This window comes from Nonomuraea composti (assembly GCF_012034275.1).
GTDB lineage: Bacteria > Actinomycetota > Actinomycetes > Streptosporangiales > Streptosporangiaceae > Nonomuraea > Nonomuraea composti.
The window spans coordinates 123,593-141,669 of sequence record NZ_JAATEP010000005.1 but is presented as its reverse complement, the minus strand read 5'-3'; the positions used below and the strand labels follow the sequence as shown (position 1 = coordinate 141,669).

18 protein-coding genes and 1 tRNA gene are annotated in these 18,077 nt (G+C 70.9%); 3 read left to right on the top strand and 16 right to left on the bottom strand.

Features of this window, described 5'->3' with window-relative positions:
- Nucleotides 1-100: 100 nt before the first annotated feature.
- The 3 genes from HCN51_RS09655 (at nucleotide 101) to HCN51_RS09645 (ending at nucleotide 4,234) form a co-directional block, all read left to right on the top strand.
- Complete coding sequence (locus HCN51_RS09655; RefSeq protein WP_346433588.1) at nucleotides 101-1,084, top strand: SGNH/GDSL hydrolase family protein; 984 nt, start codon at nucleotides 101-103, stop codon at nucleotides 1,082-1,084.
- A 75-nt stretch (nucleotides 1,085-1,159) separates the two neighbouring features.
- Nucleotides 1,160-2,515 carry a PQQ-binding-like beta-propeller repeat protein gene (locus tag HCN51_RS09650; RefSeq protein ID WP_168008863.1) on the top strand — a complete coding sequence of 452 codons (1,356 nt, stop codon included), beginning with the start codon at nucleotides 1,160-1,162 and terminating at the stop codon, nucleotides 2,513-2,515.
- 501 nt (nucleotides 2,516-3,016) lie between these two features.
- The gene (locus tag HCN51_RS09645; RefSeq protein WP_168008861.1) at nucleotides 3,017-4,234 is read left to right on the top strand and encodes an acetyl-CoA C-acetyltransferase; all 1,218 of its coding nucleotides are present in this window, start codon (nucleotides 3,017-3,019) and stop codon (nucleotides 4,232-4,234) included.
- A gap of 102 nt (nucleotides 4,235-4,336) precedes the next feature.
- Here the strand turns inward: HCN51_RS09645 and HCN51_RS09640 are convergent, their stop codons facing one another.
- The 16 genes from HCN51_RS09640 to HCN51_RS09565 form a co-directional block, all read right to left on the bottom strand.
- Nucleotides 4,337-4,744: a PPOX class F420-dependent oxidoreductase gene (locus HCN51_RS09640; protein ID WP_080045102.1), complete on the bottom strand. Its 408-nt coding sequence runs from the start codon at nucleotides 4,742-4,744 to the stop codon at nucleotides 4,337-4,339.
- 52 nt (nucleotides 4,745-4,796) lie between these two features.
- The gene (locus tag HCN51_RS09635) at nucleotides 4,797-5,030 is read right to left on the bottom strand and encodes a DUF4287 domain-containing protein (RefSeq protein WP_080045101.1); all 234 of its coding nucleotides are present in this window, start codon (nucleotides 5,028-5,030) and stop codon (nucleotides 4,797-4,799) included.
- Between the two features lie 168 nt (nucleotides 5,031-5,198).
- The gene (locus HCN51_RS09630; protein ID WP_080045100.1) at nucleotides 5,199-5,993 is read right to left on the bottom strand and encodes a Bax inhibitor-1/YccA family protein; all 795 of its coding nucleotides are present in this window, start codon (nucleotides 5,991-5,993) and stop codon (nucleotides 5,199-5,201) included.
- Between the two features lie 454 nt (nucleotides 5,994-6,447).
- A tRNA-Leu gene (locus HCN51_RS09625) sits at nucleotides 6,448-6,520 on the bottom strand.
- A 49-nt stretch (nucleotides 6,521-6,569) separates the two neighbouring features.
- Complete coding sequence (locus tag HCN51_RS09620; protein WP_168008859.1) at nucleotides 6,570-7,064, bottom strand: peptide deformylase; 495 nt, start codon at nucleotides 7,062-7,064, stop codon at nucleotides 6,570-6,572.
- 26 nt (nucleotides 7,065-7,090) lie between these two features.
- Nucleotides 7,091-7,603: a glycine cleavage system transcriptional repressor gene (locus HCN51_RS09615; RefSeq protein ID WP_080045098.1), complete on the bottom strand. Its 513-nt coding sequence runs from the start codon at nucleotides 7,601-7,603 to the stop codon at nucleotides 7,091-7,093.
- Nucleotides 7,604-7,683: 80 nt separating this feature from the next.
- Nucleotides 7,684-9,000, bottom strand: a complete 1,317-nt coding sequence (locus tag HCN51_RS09610) for an NAD(P)/FAD-dependent oxidoreductase (RefSeq protein ID WP_168008857.1) — start codon at nucleotides 8,998-9,000, stop codon at nucleotides 7,684-7,686.
- 95 nt (nucleotides 9,001-9,095) lie between these two features.
- Entirely contained in the window at nucleotides 9,096-9,890 is a 795-nt protein-coding gene (locus tag HCN51_RS09605; RefSeq protein WP_168008856.1) for a uracil-DNA glycosylase, read from the bottom strand.
- 18 nt (nucleotides 9,891-9,908) lie between these two features.
- A complete protein-coding gene (locus tag HCN51_RS09600) occupies nucleotides 9,909-10,847 on the bottom strand; it encodes an HAAS signaling domain-containing protein (RefSeq protein ID WP_168008854.1) in 939 nt (312 codons plus the stop codon).
- A complete protein-coding gene (locus tag HCN51_RS09595) occupies nucleotides 10,844-11,170 on the bottom strand; it encodes a PadR family transcriptional regulator (protein WP_080045094.1) in 327 nt (108 codons plus the stop codon). Before HCN51_RS09595 ends, HCN51_RS09600 begins: the two co-directional genes overlap by 4 nt.
- A gap of 97 nt (nucleotides 11,171-11,267) precedes the next feature.
- Entirely contained in the window at nucleotides 11,268-12,371 is a 1,104-nt protein-coding gene (locus HCN51_RS09590; RefSeq protein ID WP_168008852.1) for a hypothetical protein, read from the bottom strand.
- 168 nt (nucleotides 12,372-12,539) lie between these two features.
- Nucleotides 12,540-13,490, bottom strand: a complete 951-nt coding sequence (locus tag HCN51_RS09585) for a Ppx/GppA phosphatase family protein (protein WP_168008850.1) — start codon at nucleotides 13,488-13,490, stop codon at nucleotides 12,540-12,542.
- Entirely contained in the window at nucleotides 13,481-13,969 is a 489-nt protein-coding gene (locus tag HCN51_RS09580; protein ID WP_168009118.1) for a DUF501 domain-containing protein, read from the bottom strand. The genes HCN51_RS09585 and HCN51_RS09580 overlap by 10 nt, the downstream gene beginning before the upstream one ends.
- The gene (locus HCN51_RS09575) at nucleotides 13,959-14,375 is read right to left on the bottom strand and encodes an FtsB family cell division protein (protein ID WP_080045090.1); all 417 of its coding nucleotides are present in this window, start codon (nucleotides 14,373-14,375) and stop codon (nucleotides 13,959-13,961) included. Before HCN51_RS09575 ends, HCN51_RS09580 begins: the two co-directional genes overlap by 11 nt.
- A 66-nt stretch (nucleotides 14,376-14,441) precedes the next feature.
- Nucleotides 14,442-15,719, bottom strand: coding sequence for a phosphopyruvate hydratase (gene eno, locus HCN51_RS09570; protein WP_080045089.1), 1,278 nt, complete (start codon nucleotides 15,717-15,719; stop codon nucleotides 14,442-14,444).
- A 132-nt stretch (nucleotides 15,720-15,851) separates the two neighbouring features.
- On the bottom strand, nucleotides 15,852-18,026 hold the full coding sequence (locus HCN51_RS09565; protein WP_168008848.1) for a protein kinase domain-containing protein: 2,175 nt from the start codon (nucleotides 18,024-18,026) through the stop codon (nucleotides 15,852-15,854).
- Between the last annotated feature and the right edge of the window lie 51 nt (nucleotides 18,027-18,077).

Below are 18,077 nucleotides of genomic sequence, written 5' to 3'. Positions count from 1 at the left end.
CTTGGTCAGCTTGCCAACGGCCGAGATCCAGTGGGGGTGGCAGGCCCTCGGCTAGTTCCAAGCAAACGCTACCGCCGAGTTGGACCGAGGAGGCACGTACGTGGTCTGGGCAGCTGGCATGGCGCGCGCGGCGCGGAGGATCGCTACAGCGGCGGCGCTCGGAGGCGGTGGGCTGACGGCTCTGGGAGCCACGGCCTACGGCCTGCTGATCGCCGAGGGTCTGCTCGCCCGCAAGGCGATCGGCCAGCCCCACGGCCTGGACGGGCCGCCCTCCGACGGCGTGTACGGCGAGTTCCCCGGCGAGCCGATCAAGATGGCGATGCTCGGCGACTCCACCTCCGTGGGCCTGGGCGTGACCGACCCGGCCAAGACCCCCGCCGTGCTGCTGGCCAACGGCCTGGCCGCGGTCGCCGAGCGCCCGGTGCGGCTGGTCGTCGCGGGCAAGTCCGGCGCCCCGTCGGCGGAGCTGGCCGGGCAGGTGGACGTGGCCCTGGCCATGGAGCCCGACGTGGCGGTGATCTTCGTGGGGGCCAACGACATCATCACGCAGACGCCGCCGGCCATCGCCGTACGGCACCTGACCAAGGCCGTGCGGCGGCTGCGGGACGCCGGCGCCGAGGTGATCGTCGGCACCTGCCCCGACCTCGGCACCGTGCGGCCCATCGCGCAGCCGCTGCGCTGGGTGACGCGGCGCTGGAGCCGGCAGCTCGCCGCGGCGCAGACGGTCGCGGTGGTGGACGCGGGCGGACGTACGGTGGCGTTCGCCGACGTCCTGGGCCCGGAGTTCGATACAAACCCGACAGAAATGTTCGGACCCGATCGTTTCCATCCAAGTGACCGAGGTTACGCGCAGGCCGCTTACGCGGTGCTACCGTCAGTGTGCGCTGCGTTGGGGCTGTGGCCTGAGCCCCGGCCCGCACGCGGCGAAGCTCTGCAACCGATCTACCTCGCGGCGGCTACGGCCGCGGAGGAGCCCGGCACCGAGGTCACCGCGACCAGGGTCGACGGGCGGGCGACGGGCCTGCACGGGAAGTGGGCGACGTTGTTCCGCCGGCGACTCGGCGAGGCAGTCAACGACGCCTGACGGCCGCGCGCCTCCAGCCGGTCACTCTGCGCTCCGGAGCCGTCACTCCCCCATCCTTTTTGGAGTGAATTGCCCGTGCTCCGGCCCCTCTGGAAAACGTCCATCGCTCTCGCCGGAACCCTCGCCGCCCCCTTCGCCCTCGCCGCCTGCTCCGGCAGCGACGCGGCCACCTCGAAGTTCCCCACCTGGCAGAACACCCAGGTCAACGCCGTCAGCCGGATGGCGGTCACGGCCGGTGTCGTCGCCGTCACCTCCATGAGGCCCGACGGCGCCCTCGAGACCGTCGCCGTCGGCCTGCGCGACGGCAGGCGCCTGTGGGCCCACCCCGCCACGATGGCCGGGCGCCTGCCCGGCATGGGCGTCTCCGCCCCCGCGATCGTCCAGACGGCCGCCGGGCAGGCCATGGTCGTGGCGCTCGACCCGGCCAAGAAGGGCCGCTGGAACGCCACGCTCATCGCCCGCGACGCCCGCACCGGGGCCCCCAAGTGGACGCGGCCCATCCACTCCACGTTCGGGCCGCAACGCTGCGGCCCGTACATCTGCCTGTCCGAGCACACCGCCCTCGCCAAGGCCCGCATGGTGGTGCTCGACCCCGCCACCGGCAAGCAGCTGTGGCACCTGCCCGGCATCTCCGAGGTCGAATGGTCCGATCAGGGCCGCGTCGTCCTGCTCCGGCTCGCCGCCAACCCCATGGTCGAGTCGTACGAGGTCAAGACCGGCAAGCTGCAGTGGCAGCAGCCCATCGAGCAGGCGCTCGGCCCCGGCACCGACCTGTCCGGCGGCTGGGCGTTCGGCGCGGCCGGCGACGACCTGGTCGGCTACGTCGCCCCCTACACCAACCCGCAGACCAGGAAGATCTCCACCTTCGGCCTGTTCTCGATCCGCATCGCCGACGGCACCATCAACTGGATGCGGCCCTCCGTCGTCCGCGTCTACCCCAGCGGCTCCCCCGGCTTCGCCCCCGTCGTCCGGCCCGTCGACCAGCAGGGCACCTACGGCGGCTTCGCCCGCCTCGACCCCGCCACCGGGCGCGTGGTCGGCCAGATCAGCGCCACCGACGTGCCCGGCTCCGGCTGGTGGCTGGCCTTCCCCGACCGCATGGACAAGCTCGGCTTCCTCAAGCACGACGCCAAGGGCACCGCCTTCGACGTCACCTCGGGGCGGTCGGTGCCGGTGGAGGAGGAACGCGGCTGGTCCTTCTGCATCACCGACCCCAAACCCCTGCCCCTGAAGGGCCAGCCCCCCGGCTTCTACTCGACGGCCGCCCTCTGCGAATACAACCTCGCCACCGGCAAACGCGCCCCCTCCACCTCCGTCCCGCCCCCCTGGTTCACCGGCAGCCAGGACGGCTGGCGCCTGTGGCGCGACGAAAAGGGCGCCCTGCACGCCATCAACGACCAAACGGCCCCAACACCCGGCATGTACGGCTAACCACCCCCCGCCCCGCCATCCCCGCCCAGCGCCCGCAGCCTCGCCCGGCAGGCGCCCCGCGACGCAACGGGCGACGAGCACTCGCGGACGCCGCACCGGACAGCACTGCCGCGCCCCAGCCGGGCAGCACCACCGAGTGCCGCAGGCGATCAGCATGCCGCCCACCGCAGGCGGGCAACGCCGCGGCCCGCTCCCTCCGGCCGCCGCGCCAAGCGCCAGCACCCTCGAACGCGGCGAGGGCAGCGCCCCTGCACCGCAGCCGGGCAGCGCCATCGAGTGCCGCAGCCGATCGCATGCCGATCGCCGCAGGCGGGCAGCGCCGCAGCGTGCTTCCGCAGCCGTCGTACCAGACGCGCACGGCGCCGCGCGGCGGCACCCCTCCCTCACCCCCCGAAGGGACCCGCACCCACGACGGTGGGAGAGCCGCATCCCGAGGGGTGGCGGGTCTTGCGGAAAGAACTGGAATATAGTTCTACTATTAGCGCCGACAAAGGAGGGGCCATGCCCGAGGCAGTCATCGTCGCAACCGCGCGTTCCCCCATCGGGCGAGCCTTCAAGGGCTCGCTCAAGGACATCCGCCCCGACGACCTGACCGTGCAGATGATCAAGGCGGCGCTGGCGAAGGTGCCGCAGCTCGACCCCGCCTCGATCGAGGACATCATGCTGGGCTGCGGCCTGCCCGGAGGCGAGCAGGGCTTCAACATGGCCCGCGTGGTGGCGGTGATGCTGGGGCTCGACAACGTGCCCGGCACCACGGTGACCCGCTACTGCTCCTCCTCGCTGCAGACCACGCGGATGGCCTTCCACGCCATCAAGGCCGGCGAGGGTGACGTGTTCGTCTCGGCGGGTGTCGAGACGGTCTCGCGGTTCGTCAAGGGCAACTCCGACTCGCTGCCCGACACGCACAACCCGATCTTCCTGGAGGCCCGCGAGCGCACGAAGGCGTACGCGGAGGGCGGGAAGACGTGGCACGACCCCCGCGAGGACGGCGCCGTCCCCGACATCTACATCGCCATGGGGCAGACGGCGGAGAACCTGGCGCAGATCAAGGGTGTCTCGCGGCAGGAGCAGGACGAGTTCGGCGTGCGCTCGCAGAACCTGGCGGAGAAGGCGCTGGCCGACGGGTTCTGGCAGAAGGACATCACGCCGGTGACGCTGCCGGACGGCACGGTGGTCAGCAAGGACGACGGCCCGCGGGCGGGCACGACGTACGAGAAGGTGTCCTCCCTGCAGCCGGTCTTCCGCCCGGACGGCACGGTCACGGCCGGCAACTGCTGCCCGCTGAACGACGGCGCGGCGGCCGTCGTGATCATGAGTGACGTCAAGGCGGCGGAGCTGGGCATCACGCCGCTGGCCAGGATCGTCTCCACCGGCGTCTCGGGCCTGTCGCCCGAGATCATGGGCCTCGGCCCGGTGGAGGCGTCGAAGCAGGCGCTGGCCAGGGCCGGGATGGCGATCGACGACATCGACCTGGTGGAGATCAACGAGGCGTTCGCGGCGCAGGTGATCCCCTCGTACAAGGAGCTGGGCATCGACCTCGACCGGCTCAACGTCAACGGCGGCGCGATCGCGGTCGGTCACCCGTTCGGCATGACGGGGGCCAGGATCACCTCGACGCTGATCAACAGCCTGCAGCACCACGACAAGAGCATCGGCCTGGAGACGATGTGCGTGGGCGGCGGCCAGGGCATGGCGATGGTCGTCGAGCGCCTGAGCTGATCAAAAAAGGAAGCTGATCAAAAGGCCGAACGCCTGAGCTGATCAAGCAAGGGGTGTGCCGGCGAGCCGCGGCCGGGGTCCTCGCCGCGGCTCGCCGAACCCCTACCCGTGCCGGGTCGGCCCCACGCGTGTGGGGGTGATGCGCATGATGACGCGCCGGTCGCGCTCCATGGCGGCGCGGTAGTCGTCCCAGTCGGGGTGCTCGCCCGAGATGTCGCGGTAGTAGGTGACCAGCAGGTCCATCGCCTCGGGCAGGTGGATGATCTCCGCCGTGCCGTCGACCTGGATCCATTCGCCGAAGAAGCCGTCGGTGAACGCGCAGAGCGAGACCGCGGGATCGCGGAGGGCGTTGCGGACCTTGGCCGCGGTCTCCCTGGAGCTGATCACTACGCGGCCGTCCTGCACCCCGACCGTGATCGGGGACATCTGCGGGCGCCCGTCGCGGTGTCTGGTGAGCAGGACCGCGCGGTGATGGTGGCGGAGAAAGTCGAGTGCCTTGTCGAGATCCATGACCTCATGATGACGCGCCCGCGCTTGGGGCACGGGCGCGGGGATGGTGGGCTTAGATGAAGCCCATACGGTTACGGCGGTGCCGCTCGTGCTCGTGGACGATGGCGGCGGCGTAGCCGTGGGTCAGCCCGTGCTCGTCGGCGAGCCAGTTGGCCCGCTCGTCACACCGTAGGAAGCTCGGGCCGTTGTCGATGGCTTGAAACCACTCGGGGAGTTCGCGTCCCGTGATCGTCGGGACCCTTGCGATGAGCTTCGTCTGCGTCTCCGGTGAGTGGTTCAAGGACATGGGCACCTCCGCGGATTAAGGTCCTTTGCTTGACACTGCAACACGGACGTGCGAATGGCAAGCCCCAGTCCGGCATCTCTTCGTGACGGCAGGTAGATTTTCGGTCGCTCAGCGCAGAGGGCCCCGCCGGAACGGCAGGGCCCTCGTGGGTGTCGTGGCGATGAACGGTCAGTCGCTACTCGTGAAATAGCTGACGAACCGCAGCACCTCCAGGTAGATCCACACCAGGCTCAGCGTGAGGCCGAACGCGCACTGCCAGGCGAACTTCTCCGGGGCGCCCTGCTTGACGCCCTGCTCGACGGAGTCGAAGTCGAGCAGCAGGAAGAAGCAGCCGAGCAGGATCATCGCGATGCTGAAGATCCAGCCGAGCGGGGTGTCGGTGCGCAGCCCGAGACCGCCGTCGTTGAACAGGCCGACGATCAGGTTGACGAGCACGAGGCCGACGGCCGCGATCGCGGCGGCGACCACGAACTTCACCAGCTTGGGTGTCACCCGGACGATGCGCAGGGCGTAGACGGTCAGCACCGCCCCGAACGCGAAGGCCGTGCCGAGCACCGCTTGAAGCACGATGCCGCTGATCATGCCTTCGAAGACGGAGCTGATCTTGCCCAGGAAGACGCCCTCGGCGACCGCGTAGCCCAGGATGAGCGCCGGGTTGGTGCTCATGGTGAACGACGCGATCAGGCCCAGGACGAGCGCGACGACGGCCGCCCCGATGGCGACCATGGGCGGTACGTTGAGATACCAGGCCGCCGCGGCGGCCAGGACGAGCGCCCCGAGGGTCATGAACCCTCGGACCACGACGTCGTCGATCGTCATGGTCCGGTACGCCGGCCGGGACGGTGGTGCGTACGACGGCGCGTCGTACATGTTCTGCAGCTGGTCGGGGGACGGGGTGGGGCCGGCCCAGCCCGCCGCGGCCTGCTGCCGCGACCTGCTGAATACGGGGTTCTTGCTCTCCATCGCTGCCTCCTGTGTCGCCGAGCCTACGGGGCCCGGCGCCACCTTGGTCAACTGACGCTCAGATCGATGTTCATTCGGGACTTCGGCTGCGATCACAACGAACGTGCCCGCCCCGGAGTTCCCCAGGTCACCAGCGGCCCGGGAAATCCTCCCGCGGCGCCGCCGGCGGGCCCCGTCTCATGGCATGAGACGTTTCCCGCGCGAAAACCCGGCTGTAAGGCGTAGTCAACCATTCACGGAAAGAAACTCCGGCAAAGGCGCGGGGCGAGCAGAAAACGGCCGGATTGTCAATATCCCGGGCGGTCATCCACCACCAGTGATCGGCCGGTCACAGGACAAATCCATAACAACTCGATATCGGCCGGGAGGCCGCCGATGGCGTCCTGCTGGGAGCCTGTCCGGGGGGCGCGGTAAACCGCCAGGTCAGCGACCTAAATTGGGTATAAGTTGCAAGTGCCCCCGGCGGGATTCGAACCCGCACGTCAACCCTTTTAAGGGGTTTGCCTCTGCCATTGGGCTACGGGGGCGCCGTAATCATACGAAACGGACCATGCTTCCGAGGAGCACAACTTCGCATCAGGCGTCACAAGTGTGAAGTCTGCGGTGAAGTGATAGCACTCCAGGGACTCTGTCCAAGAAGAGTAGACCGTCCAGATGGTCGAGTTGGTGCTGAATGCACCGAGCTTCGATGGCATCCGCTTCGATGGTGACGGCCTCGCCCGTGCCTGGCAAATGCCCATGTACGGTGATACGCGTCGCACGGCGTACGTCGGCGGTGAGCCCGATGATCGAGGCGCAGCCCTCGCGGCCCTCGTCCCAGTGGGCCGCGCTGGCGAGCCTGGGATTGGCCACCACGAGCTCTCCGGCCCACGACCTACTCCGGGGGTGGCGCCGGGCGTCAAAGGCGATCAGCCGCAGGCTCAGGCCGATCTGGGGGGCCGCCAGGCCCGTCGTGGAGCGCGCGCGGCGCAGGGTGGCCAGCAGATCCGCCGCGGCGGCCACCACCTCGGGGGCGGTCGGGTCCACCGGCTCGGCCACGGCGGTCAGGAGGGGGTGCGGGGCGCCGAGCACCTCGCGGACCGTACCCCCTGACCTGATCACAGCAAGTCCGGTTCGACAGGCCGGAAGGTGATGTCGGAGTCGAGACTGGCGCCGACGGCCGCCAGCCTGCGCATGAGCGCCGCCACGTCCACCTGCTTCGGCAGCTCCACGTCGGCGATCAGGACGTAGAGCCGGCCGGTGAGCCTGGTGCTCATGCCGGTGATGTTGCCGCCGTCCGCGGCGAGGACGGCGCTGATCGCGGAGATGATGCCCGGCCGGTCGGGTCCGTGCACCGTCAGGACGTAGCCGAGGCCGTCGCCCTCCTCGCAGAAGTGCCGGCTCGTCCCGATGGCGGAGGCGCTCACCACCAGGTCGGGCGCCTCCACCCGCTTCCTGAGCTCCGCCGGGTCCAGCTCGCCGGAGACGAGCAGCATCATCGCGACGTGGCCGCCGAGCAACGTCATGGTCGAGTCCTGGATGTTCGCGCCGCAGTCGGCGAGCGAACCGGTTACTGCGGCGATCACGCCGGGCCGGTCGACGCCGAGCACGGTCACCGCTGAAAGACCCACCCGTGGTACCCCTTCCGCTTGCGACCAGGGGTGCCGAAAACGCCCCGGCAATGGTTCGCCGGGGCGCTGCCGTACCTGGGCTAGCGGCGGGTCGTCGCCACCGCGGCCCTGAAGCCCTCACGCGGGTGCTCCATCTCACCCAGAGAGATCGTCTCGCGCTTGAAGAACAGGGCCAGGGTCCAATCGACGACGACACGGACCTTGCGGTTCAGCGTCGGCACCCGCGACAGATGGTAGGTCCGGTGCATGAACCACGCAGGGAATCCGCGAAGCTTGACGCCATAGACATTGGCGACGCCCTGATGCAGGCCCAGACCGGCCACCGATCCGACATACTTGTGGCGGTATTCGACCAGTTCCTGGCCCCGAAGGTGGCGGACGATGTTGTCGGCCAGCACCTTCGCCTGCCGCACGGCGTGCTGGGCGTTCGGCGCGCAGTACTGCCCGGGGTTCGTGACGTCGGGCACCCCGGCGGCGTCGCCCGCCGCGAAGGCGCCCGGCGTGCCCGCCACGGTGAGCATGGCCGTGGTCTTGATCCGGCCGCGCTCGTCGAGCGGCAGGTCGCTGTCGTTCACCACGGGGCTGGGCTTGACGCCCGCCGTCCACACGAGCGTCTCGGCGTCGAACTCCTCGCCGTCCGACAGCACCACGTGCCCGCCGACGCACGACTCCAGCCGGGTGTCGAGCCGGACGTCGATGCCGCGCTCGCGCAGCTGCTCCAGCGTCCACTTGCCCATCTCGGGGCCGACCTCGGGCAGCACCCGGTTCGTGGCCTCCACGAGCACCCAGCGGATGTCCGACGGCTTGATGTTGCGGTAGTAGCGCGTCGAGTCCTTCGCCATGTCCTCCAGCTCGGCCAGGGCCTCGACGCCCGCGAAGCCGGCGCCGACCACCACGAACGTCAGCGCCCTGCGCCGCACCTCCGGGTCGTCGGTCGACTCGGCCACGTCGAGCAGGTGCAGCACGCGGTTGCGCAGCGCGATGGCCTCCCCGACGGTCTTGAACCCGATGCCGATGTCGGTCAGGCCCGGGATGGGCAGCGTGCGCGAGATCGAGCCCGCCGCCATGACGATCACGTCGTACGCCACCTGCCGCGGCTCGCCCTCGGCCGGCTGGAAGGTCACGGTGCGGCCGGCGTGGTCGACCTTGGTCACGGTGCCGTTCAGGATGTGCACCTTCGGCAGGACCCGCCGCAGCGGGGCCACCATGTGGCGCGGCGAGAGGTTGCCCGCCGCCGCCTCCGGCAGAAACGGCTGGTAGGTCATGTAGGACTGGGGGTCGATGATCGTGATGCGGGCTTCTCCGCTGCGCAGCTCGCGGTGGAGCCTGCGCTGCAGCCGCAGCGCCGTGTAAAGGCCGACGTATCCGCCGCCGACGATCAAAATGTGCTTGTTCATCCTGAGGCCCCATCCCTCGTGGAATGCTTGTGAAAGCATTCACAAGCTTACGTCAGAGGCTTCCGGTGAATCCAATCCTGGGGTGGTGGGACGCGTCACACAGCCAGTGACCTGGCCCTGGTGAAGATGTCGTCCAGCATTTGGGCGGTGACGCGGCCGGTAAAGGTGTTCTGCTGGCTCGGGTGGTAGCAGCCGATCAAGGTGACGGGCGCCTCGCCGTACGAGACCTCGACCTCTGCCCCGTGGCCGAACGGCGGGCGGCTGCGCGGCAGCGCGTAACCCGCGTCCTTGAGCGCCGGCCACATCGCCTGCCAGGCGAACCCGCCGAGCGCCACCACCACCCGCACGTACGGCGCCACCAGCGCCACCTCCCGCGCCATCCACGGGAAGCACGCCGCCTTCTCCTCCGGCAGCGGCTTGTTCGCCGGCGGCGCGCAGCGCACCGACGCCAGCACGCGCGTGTGCGGCAACTCCTGCCCGTCGTCCGCGTACGTGCTGGTCTCCTTCGCCGCCAGCCCGCACCGGTACAGCGAGGCGAACAGCCAGTCGCCGCTGCGGTCACCCGTGAAGATCCGCCCGGTCCTGTTGCCCCCGTGCGCGGCCGGCGCCAGCCCCACCAGCAGGATCCGCGGCCGCTCGGCACCCCAGCCCGGGACGGGACGGCCCCAGTACGTCTCGTCCGCGAACGCGCGCCGCCGCACCTCGGCGACGTCCTCACGCCACTCCACCAGGCGGGGACACGCACGGCAGACGGACTGCTCTGCCGTGAGCTCCGCGAGGGTGCTGCTGGCGGCGGCGAGGCGGCGCACGTCCGCGGGGTCCAGGGCGACCGGGGTGTCAGGGGTCGCGGGGTCGCCGGGCCAGCCGGTGCCAGGAGGTACGAAGCTCATGACACCGATGGTGCCCGATCAGTCCTTGTGCTCCGGCGCGGCGCTCTGGGTCGGCTTCCGCGTCTGCGCGGGCGCCTGCGACGGCCGCACCGTCGCCATCGGCTCCGGCGCCGGCGTGGAGCAGGCGGTGGCCGTGGCCACCTGCTCGCCCTGCCCGTCGTCCTCGACCAGGGGCAGCGGGTAGCGGTTGAGCACCGGCTCGCCGCAGGCGCGGTCCACGCGGTAGCCGTAGAACTCGGGGTTCGTCACGAACGGGTTGCCGTCCTGGTCGTAGAGGTAGACGTCGGTCAGCGGCGTGCCGTCCTTGGCGTAGGGGCGCAGGTTGTAGACGCCGTCGGACGAGGCCGGCTGCATCCACACCGCCTGGTCCTCCTCCGGTTGCGGCGTGAGCGCGTCGCCCGCCGCCACCATGCCCACGAACAACGCGAACCCGGCCACCGCGTTCACCGCCACCGCCGCCAGCCCGAGCAGCCGCCGCCCGCTCCCCCGGCCGCCGCGCCGCTCATTCCTGTGGCCGAACCAGACCGACGCCCAGATCCCGGCGATGACGGCCAGCCAGGCAGGCGGTGTCATGGGGACGAGCGCGGGCTCACCCGCGAACGCCACCAGCACCATGGCCAGCACGTAGCCCCGCAGCACCCACCATCCGGGCCGCAGCTCCGGCAGGAAGCGCGCAAAGCTCCGGTAAGGCCCATATCCCATCAGCCCGGCATGAACCCTCCGGAGCCGGTCGCGCGGCCCCGTACGGCGCCCACCGCCGCTCTGAGGCCGCTCCCCGTACGCGGAGGCCAGCTCCTCGGCATAAACCTCGGGCGGCCCCAGCCGGTTCTCCAGCGGCAGGTCCGACTCCGCGGCGATCTCGGCGAGATGGTCGTCGAGGTCCTCCAGCAGCTCCTCCCGCTCGGGATGGTCGGCCAGGGCATCCCGTACGGCCTGCGCGTACTGTTCGGGGGTCATTCTTGTCCCTCCTTGAGCAGGGCGGCCATGGTGGCCGAGAAGGAGGCCCAGGTCTTGGCCGAGGCGGCGTACATGTCCCTGCCGACGTCGTTGAGCCCGTAGTACTTGCGATGCGGCCCCTCGTCGGAGGCCACCACGTATGAGGTGAGGGCGCCGGCCTTGAACAGGCGGCGCAGCGTGCCGTAGACGGAGGCGTCGCCGACCTCCTGCAACCCGGCCTCCCTGAGCCTGCGCACGACGTCGTAGCCGTAGCCGTCGCGTTCGTTCAGGACGGCCAGCACGGCCAGGTCGAGCACTCCCTTGAGGAGCTGGCTGCTGTCCACGCGATGCACACTACTGTGCTAAGCGCAGTAGTGGCAACAGAAAAACCGGGCGGCACCCGAAGGTGCCACCCGGCTCAAGCGATCAGCTTCGTGCCGCTCAGCTGCAGACGTAGGACTTGGTGTCGGTGTCGCTGCCACCAGGACCCGAGACCGAGAGCGTCACGGTGCCGCTCTTGGCCTCCGCCGTCGTGGAGAAGCCGCTGATGGCCTGCGACCCGCCGTTGGCACCGAACTCGACCGAGCCCTTGCTCAGCACGGCGCCGTTCAGGGCCCAGCTGTAGCTGACGGTGCCGGCCGCGGTCGCGGTGACCGAGCCCGTCGCGGTCACCGAGCAGCCGGCGCCGGTCGAGACCGAGGCGGCCGCGGAGACCTTGCTGTCGTGCGAGTCGGGCGTGCTGTGGTCGCCCTTGTGGTCGTCGCGGTGGTCGTCGCGGCGCTCGTCCTTGCACCAGACCCGGTAGTAGGCCCGGTTGGAGGAGGTGGCGTCGGGGCTCAGCACCTCGAGCTGCGCCCAGCCGCGCTGGCTGTGACGCGGGTTGATGCCGAAGCCGACCTTGCGGGCGTCGCGGACCTTGATCTTGCCGTAGTCGACCACGTCACCGTTGAGGACCCAGCGGTAACGGACCCACGACGGACGGTCGACCTTGATCAGGCCGGTGAAGTCGATCTTGTCGCCGTAGGTGTCGCAGCGGCCGGCGTACGAGCTCGGGCTGGCCCAGGCGCGCGCCGTGACCGTCGGGTCGAGCTGCGTACGGTCGACCTCCTGCGCCTCCTGGCAGGAGACCGAGAAGTAGCCCCGCTTCGAGGTGACCTTCTTCGGACCGAGGACCTGGACGGCCTCCCAGCCCTTGACGTCCTCCTTGAAGGTGATGGCCTGCTTGACCGTCACCGTCTTGGTGCCGTGGCCCTTGAGCTTGATCACGTTGACCTTGCCCTTGGACCCGTCACCGTGGAGCCAGCGGTAGGCCAGCTCCGTCTTGCCCTTGACGGGCACCTTGATCTGGGCCGCGAAGTTGATCTTTGTCGGGCAGGAACCTTCGTAGTCGCCCGGGGAGGCCTTCGGCGCGGAGACCGAGACCTTGGGCGCCGCCTTGGTGGCCGCCTGGGCGGGGCTGGACAGCAGACCCGCGGACAGACCGGCCAGCACCGCGGCCGAAGCGCCGAACGCGGCGGCCTTACGTGCTAACCCAACAGACATCATGTGAGAGTGCTCCATTCCGTGAGGGAAGAGACGCGCTCGGGAACGGTCGCCACGCCGGCGCCTTTCGCGCATAGCGATATGGCAAAGCCCCCGTAATGCCCCTTTACCTAATCACAATACTGAATGCACGCTCAACACGGCCCGCAGATCGGAAATGTCCGGATTTCTTCAGCTTCCGGCGAGGGCCCAGGCGATTCCGTCGAGGATGTCGTGCTCGCTCACCACGACCTGGGAAAACGCGAAACGGCGAACGATCCGGTCAAGAATTAGCGCACCCGCGCCAATCACGTCAACCCTCCCCGGATGCATGACCGGCAGCGCCGCCCGCTCACCATGCGTCATCGCGAGCAACCGCCGCGTCACCTCGTGCACCTGCTCCGCCGAGATCCGTGAGTGGTGGATGCGCTCCGAGTCGTACCTGGGCAGGTCGAGCGCGATGCCCGCGACCGTCGTCACCGAGCCGGCCAGGCCCACGAGCGTGTGCGCCTGCCGCACCGGGACCGCGGCCTCCACCCGGGCGAGCGCGGCCTCGATGTCCGCCACCACGGCCCCCAGGGCCTGCGCGGGAGACGGGTCGCCCGCCCCGCGCAGGTGCCGCTCGGTCAGGCGCACGCAGCCGATGTCCACCGACAACATCGCCTGCGCGTGCTCCGCCCCGACCACGAACTCCGTCGAGCCGCCACCGATGTCCACCACCAGGTACGGGGGCAGCGGCCCCTGCGGCACCTCCGTCTCCGGCGACAGGCGCACCAGCCCCCTGGTGGCGCCCGTGAACGACAGCTCCGCCTCCTCGGCCCCCGACACCACCTCCGGCTCCACCCCGAAGATCTCGCGGACCCCCGCCACGAACTCGTGCCGGTTGGCCGCGTCGCGCGTCGCGCTCGTCGCCACCACGCGCGTCGCGGCGGCGCCGTGCCGCTCGATCAGCTCCTGGTAGGAGCGCATCGCCTTGAACGTGCGCGCCAGGGCGTCGGGCGACAGCCGGCCCGTCTCGTCGACGCCCTCACCCAGGCGGACGATCTCCATCAGCCGCTCGACGTCCGTCAGCTCCTCGCCTTCGACGTCGGCGATGAGCAGGCGTACGGAATTGGTGCCGCAGTCGATGGCGGCTACACGCATGGTCCTTCACTCCACCAGTCGGGGAGGGCGTCGAGCGCCTCCCTGCCGAACGGGTTCGTCCCGGGGGCCGCCAGCTCGTGCGCCACCAGCGCGTGCAGGCACTTGACCCGCTCCGGCATGCCCCCGGTGCTCTGCATGTCGCGCGGGAGCGGCTCCAGCCCCTCCTCCTTCGCGGCCTCGTCGCGCCTGGCGACGTAGTCGTCGTGCGCCGCCCGGTAGGCCGCCGCCAGCTCCGGCTCGGTGGCCAGCCTGGCCTGCATCTCGCGCATCAGGCCGGAGCCCTCCAGCGTGCCGATGGCCGAGGCCGCCTTCGGGCAGGTCAGGTAGTAGAGCGTCGGGAAGGGCGAGCCGTCGGGCAGCCGGGGCGCGGTCTCCACCACGTCGGGGTTGCCGCACGGGCAGCGGTGCGCCACCCCGCGCAACCCCCGGGGCGGCCGCCCGAGCTGCTTCTCGACGACCTCGACGTCCTTACTGTCCAACACTTTCCCTTCCCGTCACCGCGCGGCGCCCGGTGCCCTTGTCGGCGGCCTCCACCGACTCCCACAGCGTCTCGTACCACGGCGGCACCGCCGCCGGCTGCTTCACGGCCGACTGCCGCTCGGGCTGCTCGGGCTCCATCACCACGTAACACTTCTCGCCCGGCCCGCAGTAATGCAGCCGCTCCTTCGCCGTCTTCTTGATCCAGTTGGGGTCGTCGCTCTGCCGGTCGCGGGCGAGCAACGCCTGCTTCTCCGCCTCGACCCTGGCCTTCTCGGCGCGCAGCTCGGAGATGCTGCGGCGCAGGCTGATGTACTCGCGCACAGGGTAGGCCAGGCTCATCGCGATCGCGCACACCACGACGGCCAGGATGGCGGCCCTCCCGGTGAGCTGCGGCCTTTTCGCCAATTGCTGCACACCCCCTCAAGTACGGCTCGCGGCCGGATTACGGGGTGCCGCGAGCCGTACTCGAAACTAGCGCCGGAAACGCGGGAAAGCCGCGCGACCCGCGTAGCGCGCGGCGTCATCGAGGAGCTCCTCGATGCGCAGCAGCTGGTTGTACTTGGCGACGCGGTCGGAGCGGGCCGGCGCGCCGGTCTTGATCTGGCCGCAGTTGACCGCCACCGCGAGGTCGGCGATCGTCGTGTCCTCGGTCTCGCCCGAGCGGTGGCTCATCATGCAGCGGTAGCCGCTGCGGTGGGCCAGGTCCACGGCGTCGAGGGTCTCCGACAGCGTGCCGATCTGGTTGACCTTGACCAGCAGGGCGTTGGCCGCGCCCTCCTTGATGCCGCGCTCCAGCCGCTCGGGGTTCGTCACGAACAGGTCGTCGCCGACGAGCTGCACCTTGTCGCCCAAGGAGGCCGTGATGGCCTTCCAGCCCTCCCAGTCCTCCTCGTTCAGCGGGTCCTCGATGGAGACGAGCGGGTAGTTGGCGACCAGGTCCTCGTAGAACGCGATGAGCTCCTGCGACGACAGGCCCTTGCCGTCGATCGTGTAGACGCCGTCCTTGTGGAACTCGGAGGCGGCCACGTCGAGCGCCAGCGCGACGTCCTCGCCGGGCACGTAGCCGGCCTTCTCGATGGCGACCAGGATCAGGTCGAGCGCGTCGCGGTTGGAGGGCAGGTTGGGCGCGAAACCGCCCTCGTCGCCCAGGCCCGTGGCGTAACCCTTCTCCTTCAGCACCGCCTTCAGCGCGTGGTACACCTCCGTGCCCATGCGCACGGCCTCGCGGAACGTCTCCGCCCCGATCGGCGCGATCATGAACTCCTGGATGTCCACGTTCGTGTCGGCGTGGGCACCGCCGTTGAGGATGTTCATCATCGGCACGGGCAGCACGTGCGCGTTGGGGCCGCCCAGGTAGCGGAACAGCGGCAGGTCCGCGCTGTCGGCGGCGGCCTTCGCCACCGCCAGCGAGACACCGAGGATGGCGTTGGCGCCGAGCTTCGCCTTGTTCGGCGTGCGGTCCAGATCGATCATGATCTGGTCGATGATGCGCTGGTCCTCGGCCTCGATCCCGCTGATCTCCTCCTGGATCTCGTCGGTCACGGCGAGCACGGCCTTCTCCACGCCCTTGCCGCCGTACCGCTTGCCGCCGTCACGCAGTTCGACCGCCTCGAACTGGCCGGTGGACGCACCGCTCGGCACGGCCGCGCGGCCGGTGCTGCCGTCGTCGAGCACGACCTCGACCTCGACCGTGGGGTTGCCCCGGGAGTCGAGGATCTCGCGAGCGTATACGACCTCGATGGTAGCCACGGGATGCGCTCCTAAATCGAAAGGTGATATGCCGTCAGAGCCTATCGGTACGGCCGCACGAGGGGTCGGCACGGTCAGGCGCTGCCCTGTGAGGTGTTGCCCGCCGGCCGCCCCCTCGCCAGGCCCTGCCCGTCAGGCGTTGCCGGTGAGGCTCCAGGCTTGGAGGCGGCCGGACCGCTCGGCGACCAGGAGGCCGTCGCCCACCGCCAGCGACGTCACCTCCGTGCCCGCGCCCAGCAGGACGCCCAGCCGGTCGCCCTGGTCGGCGTTCCACACCTGGACGCCGGCGCCGCCCGCCGCGATCATCCTGCGCCCGCCGGCCGCCGTCCCGCCGACCGCCGCTCCGCCCGTGCTGAGCGAACGGACGAGCTTGCCGATGGTCAAGTCGTACAGGCCGGTGGAGCCGCCGACCGTGACGGCGGCCAGGTCGTTCCCGAACGTGGTCAGCGCGCGGACCCTGCCCTTCGCCATGACTCCCGGACCGGCCCCGAGCACCCCGCCGTCGGTGCCGATCAGCGGCCGGCCGGCCCGCTCGTTCCACGCCACCGCGCTGACCGGGGCGGAGACGTTCTGGCGCGCGCCGACCAGCTCGTGCGTGACCAGGTCCGTCGTCCGCACCTGGCCGTCGGGGCAGCCGGTGACGGCGACCGCGTGGCCGCGCCACGTGCCCAGGCCCAGGACGCCGCCGCCGGCGTCGCAGCCCATCTGCCAGGGGCCCTGCTTGGCGTCGCCGATCCGCCAGCGCCGCAGCCGCCCGCCCTTGTCCGTCCAGACGACGGTCTGGCTGCCGCCGACCGTGGCCAGGCCCATCGACAACACCGGCGTCTGGACGGGCGTGGCCAGCTTCGCCACCCGCTTGCCCGTCCGGGCGTCCCACACGCTGATCGAGCCGTCGCCGCGGTCGGCGAGGGCCACCACCGGGGTCCCCTTGTGGTGCCCGACCGCCACCGCCCCGACCCCCGCGCCCGCGCCCGGACCGAACTCGGGCCCGATCGCCACTCCGAACACCGGCGCGGCGCCCGCGCTCACCCGCGGCCCCGCCCCAATGCCGGGCGTCCACACACCCCGCCACACCATCCCGGCCACCAGCCCGACGGCCAGCAACGCCCCGACACCCACCACGGCCGCGCGCCCGGAGCGAGATCGCCTGGCGCTGTCGCCGCGCGCCGCGCGCGGCCTCCTGCCGCCTGCGCCACCCGGCTCACCCAGCGGCCCGCTTGGCACGCCATCCGGCTGCCCGCCCAGGTGCTCGCCCGGTCGCCCGCCCGAAGGGCCGCTCGGCTGCCCGGCCGCCATGTGCCATCCAGCCCCGGTGACCGGCACGGCGGGCGTGCCGACGCCGGTGCCGGTGCCGGGGCCGGCCGGGGCGCCGTGGCGGGGGCGGTGCTCGGCGTTGCCGGTGTGCCGGGCGCTCACCCCGCTCACCCCGCTCGCTCTGCTCGCCGCGCCCCGATGCGCGTCGGCACCGGCCGGGGTCGGGCGTGGGGGACCGGGGGGAGGCGGGGTGGCGGCGACGCGGCGTACCAGGCGCATCAGGACGTCGTCCGCCGACGGGCGCAGTAGCGGGTCCTTGGACAGGCAGGTCTCAAGGACGGCCCGCAGCGGCTCCGCCACCGCCCCCAGGTCCGGGTCGGCGTGCAGGATGCGGTGCATGACGGCCGGGATCGAGTCGCGTCCGAACAGGGGCTCGCCGGTTGCCGCGAAGCCCATGGTGGAGGCCCAGCTGAAGACGTCCGTGGCCGCCGTGACGCTGTCGCCGGCGATCTGCTCGGGGGCCATGAACCCGGGCGTCCCGACCACCAGGCTGCCGGTGGTCGCGGCGTCCATGGCCTTGGCGATGCCGAAGTCGATCACGCGCGGCCCGTCGGGGCCCATGAGGATGTTGCTGGGTTTGAAGTCGCGGTGCACGATGCCGGCCCCGTGGATGGCGGTGAGCGCGGTGATCGTGCCGACGGCGAGGCGTTCGAGGTCGCCGCCCGCGAGCGGTCCGGCGCCGGTGACCTGGTCGTGCAGGGACGGGCCTTCGATGTACTCGCTGACGATGTACGGCCGTCCTTCGACGAGCCCGCTGTCGAGGACCTTGGCGGTGCAGAAGCCGGCGACCCCGGCGGCGATGGCGCTCTCCTGGAGGAATCTGCGTTCGGCGCGCGCGTCGCCCAGGAGCCGGGCGTGCAGCATCTTGACGGCGACGTGCGTGCCGTCGGTGTCCTGGCCGAGGTACACCGAGCCTTGCCCGCCGTCGCCGAGCCGACCGAGCAGGCGGTAGCCGGCCACGTGCCGCGGCTCCCCCGAGTGCAGCGGTCTCACTGGTCCAAGTCCCCCTGGTCGCACCGTCACAGCCCCCAGAGGATCCTGACA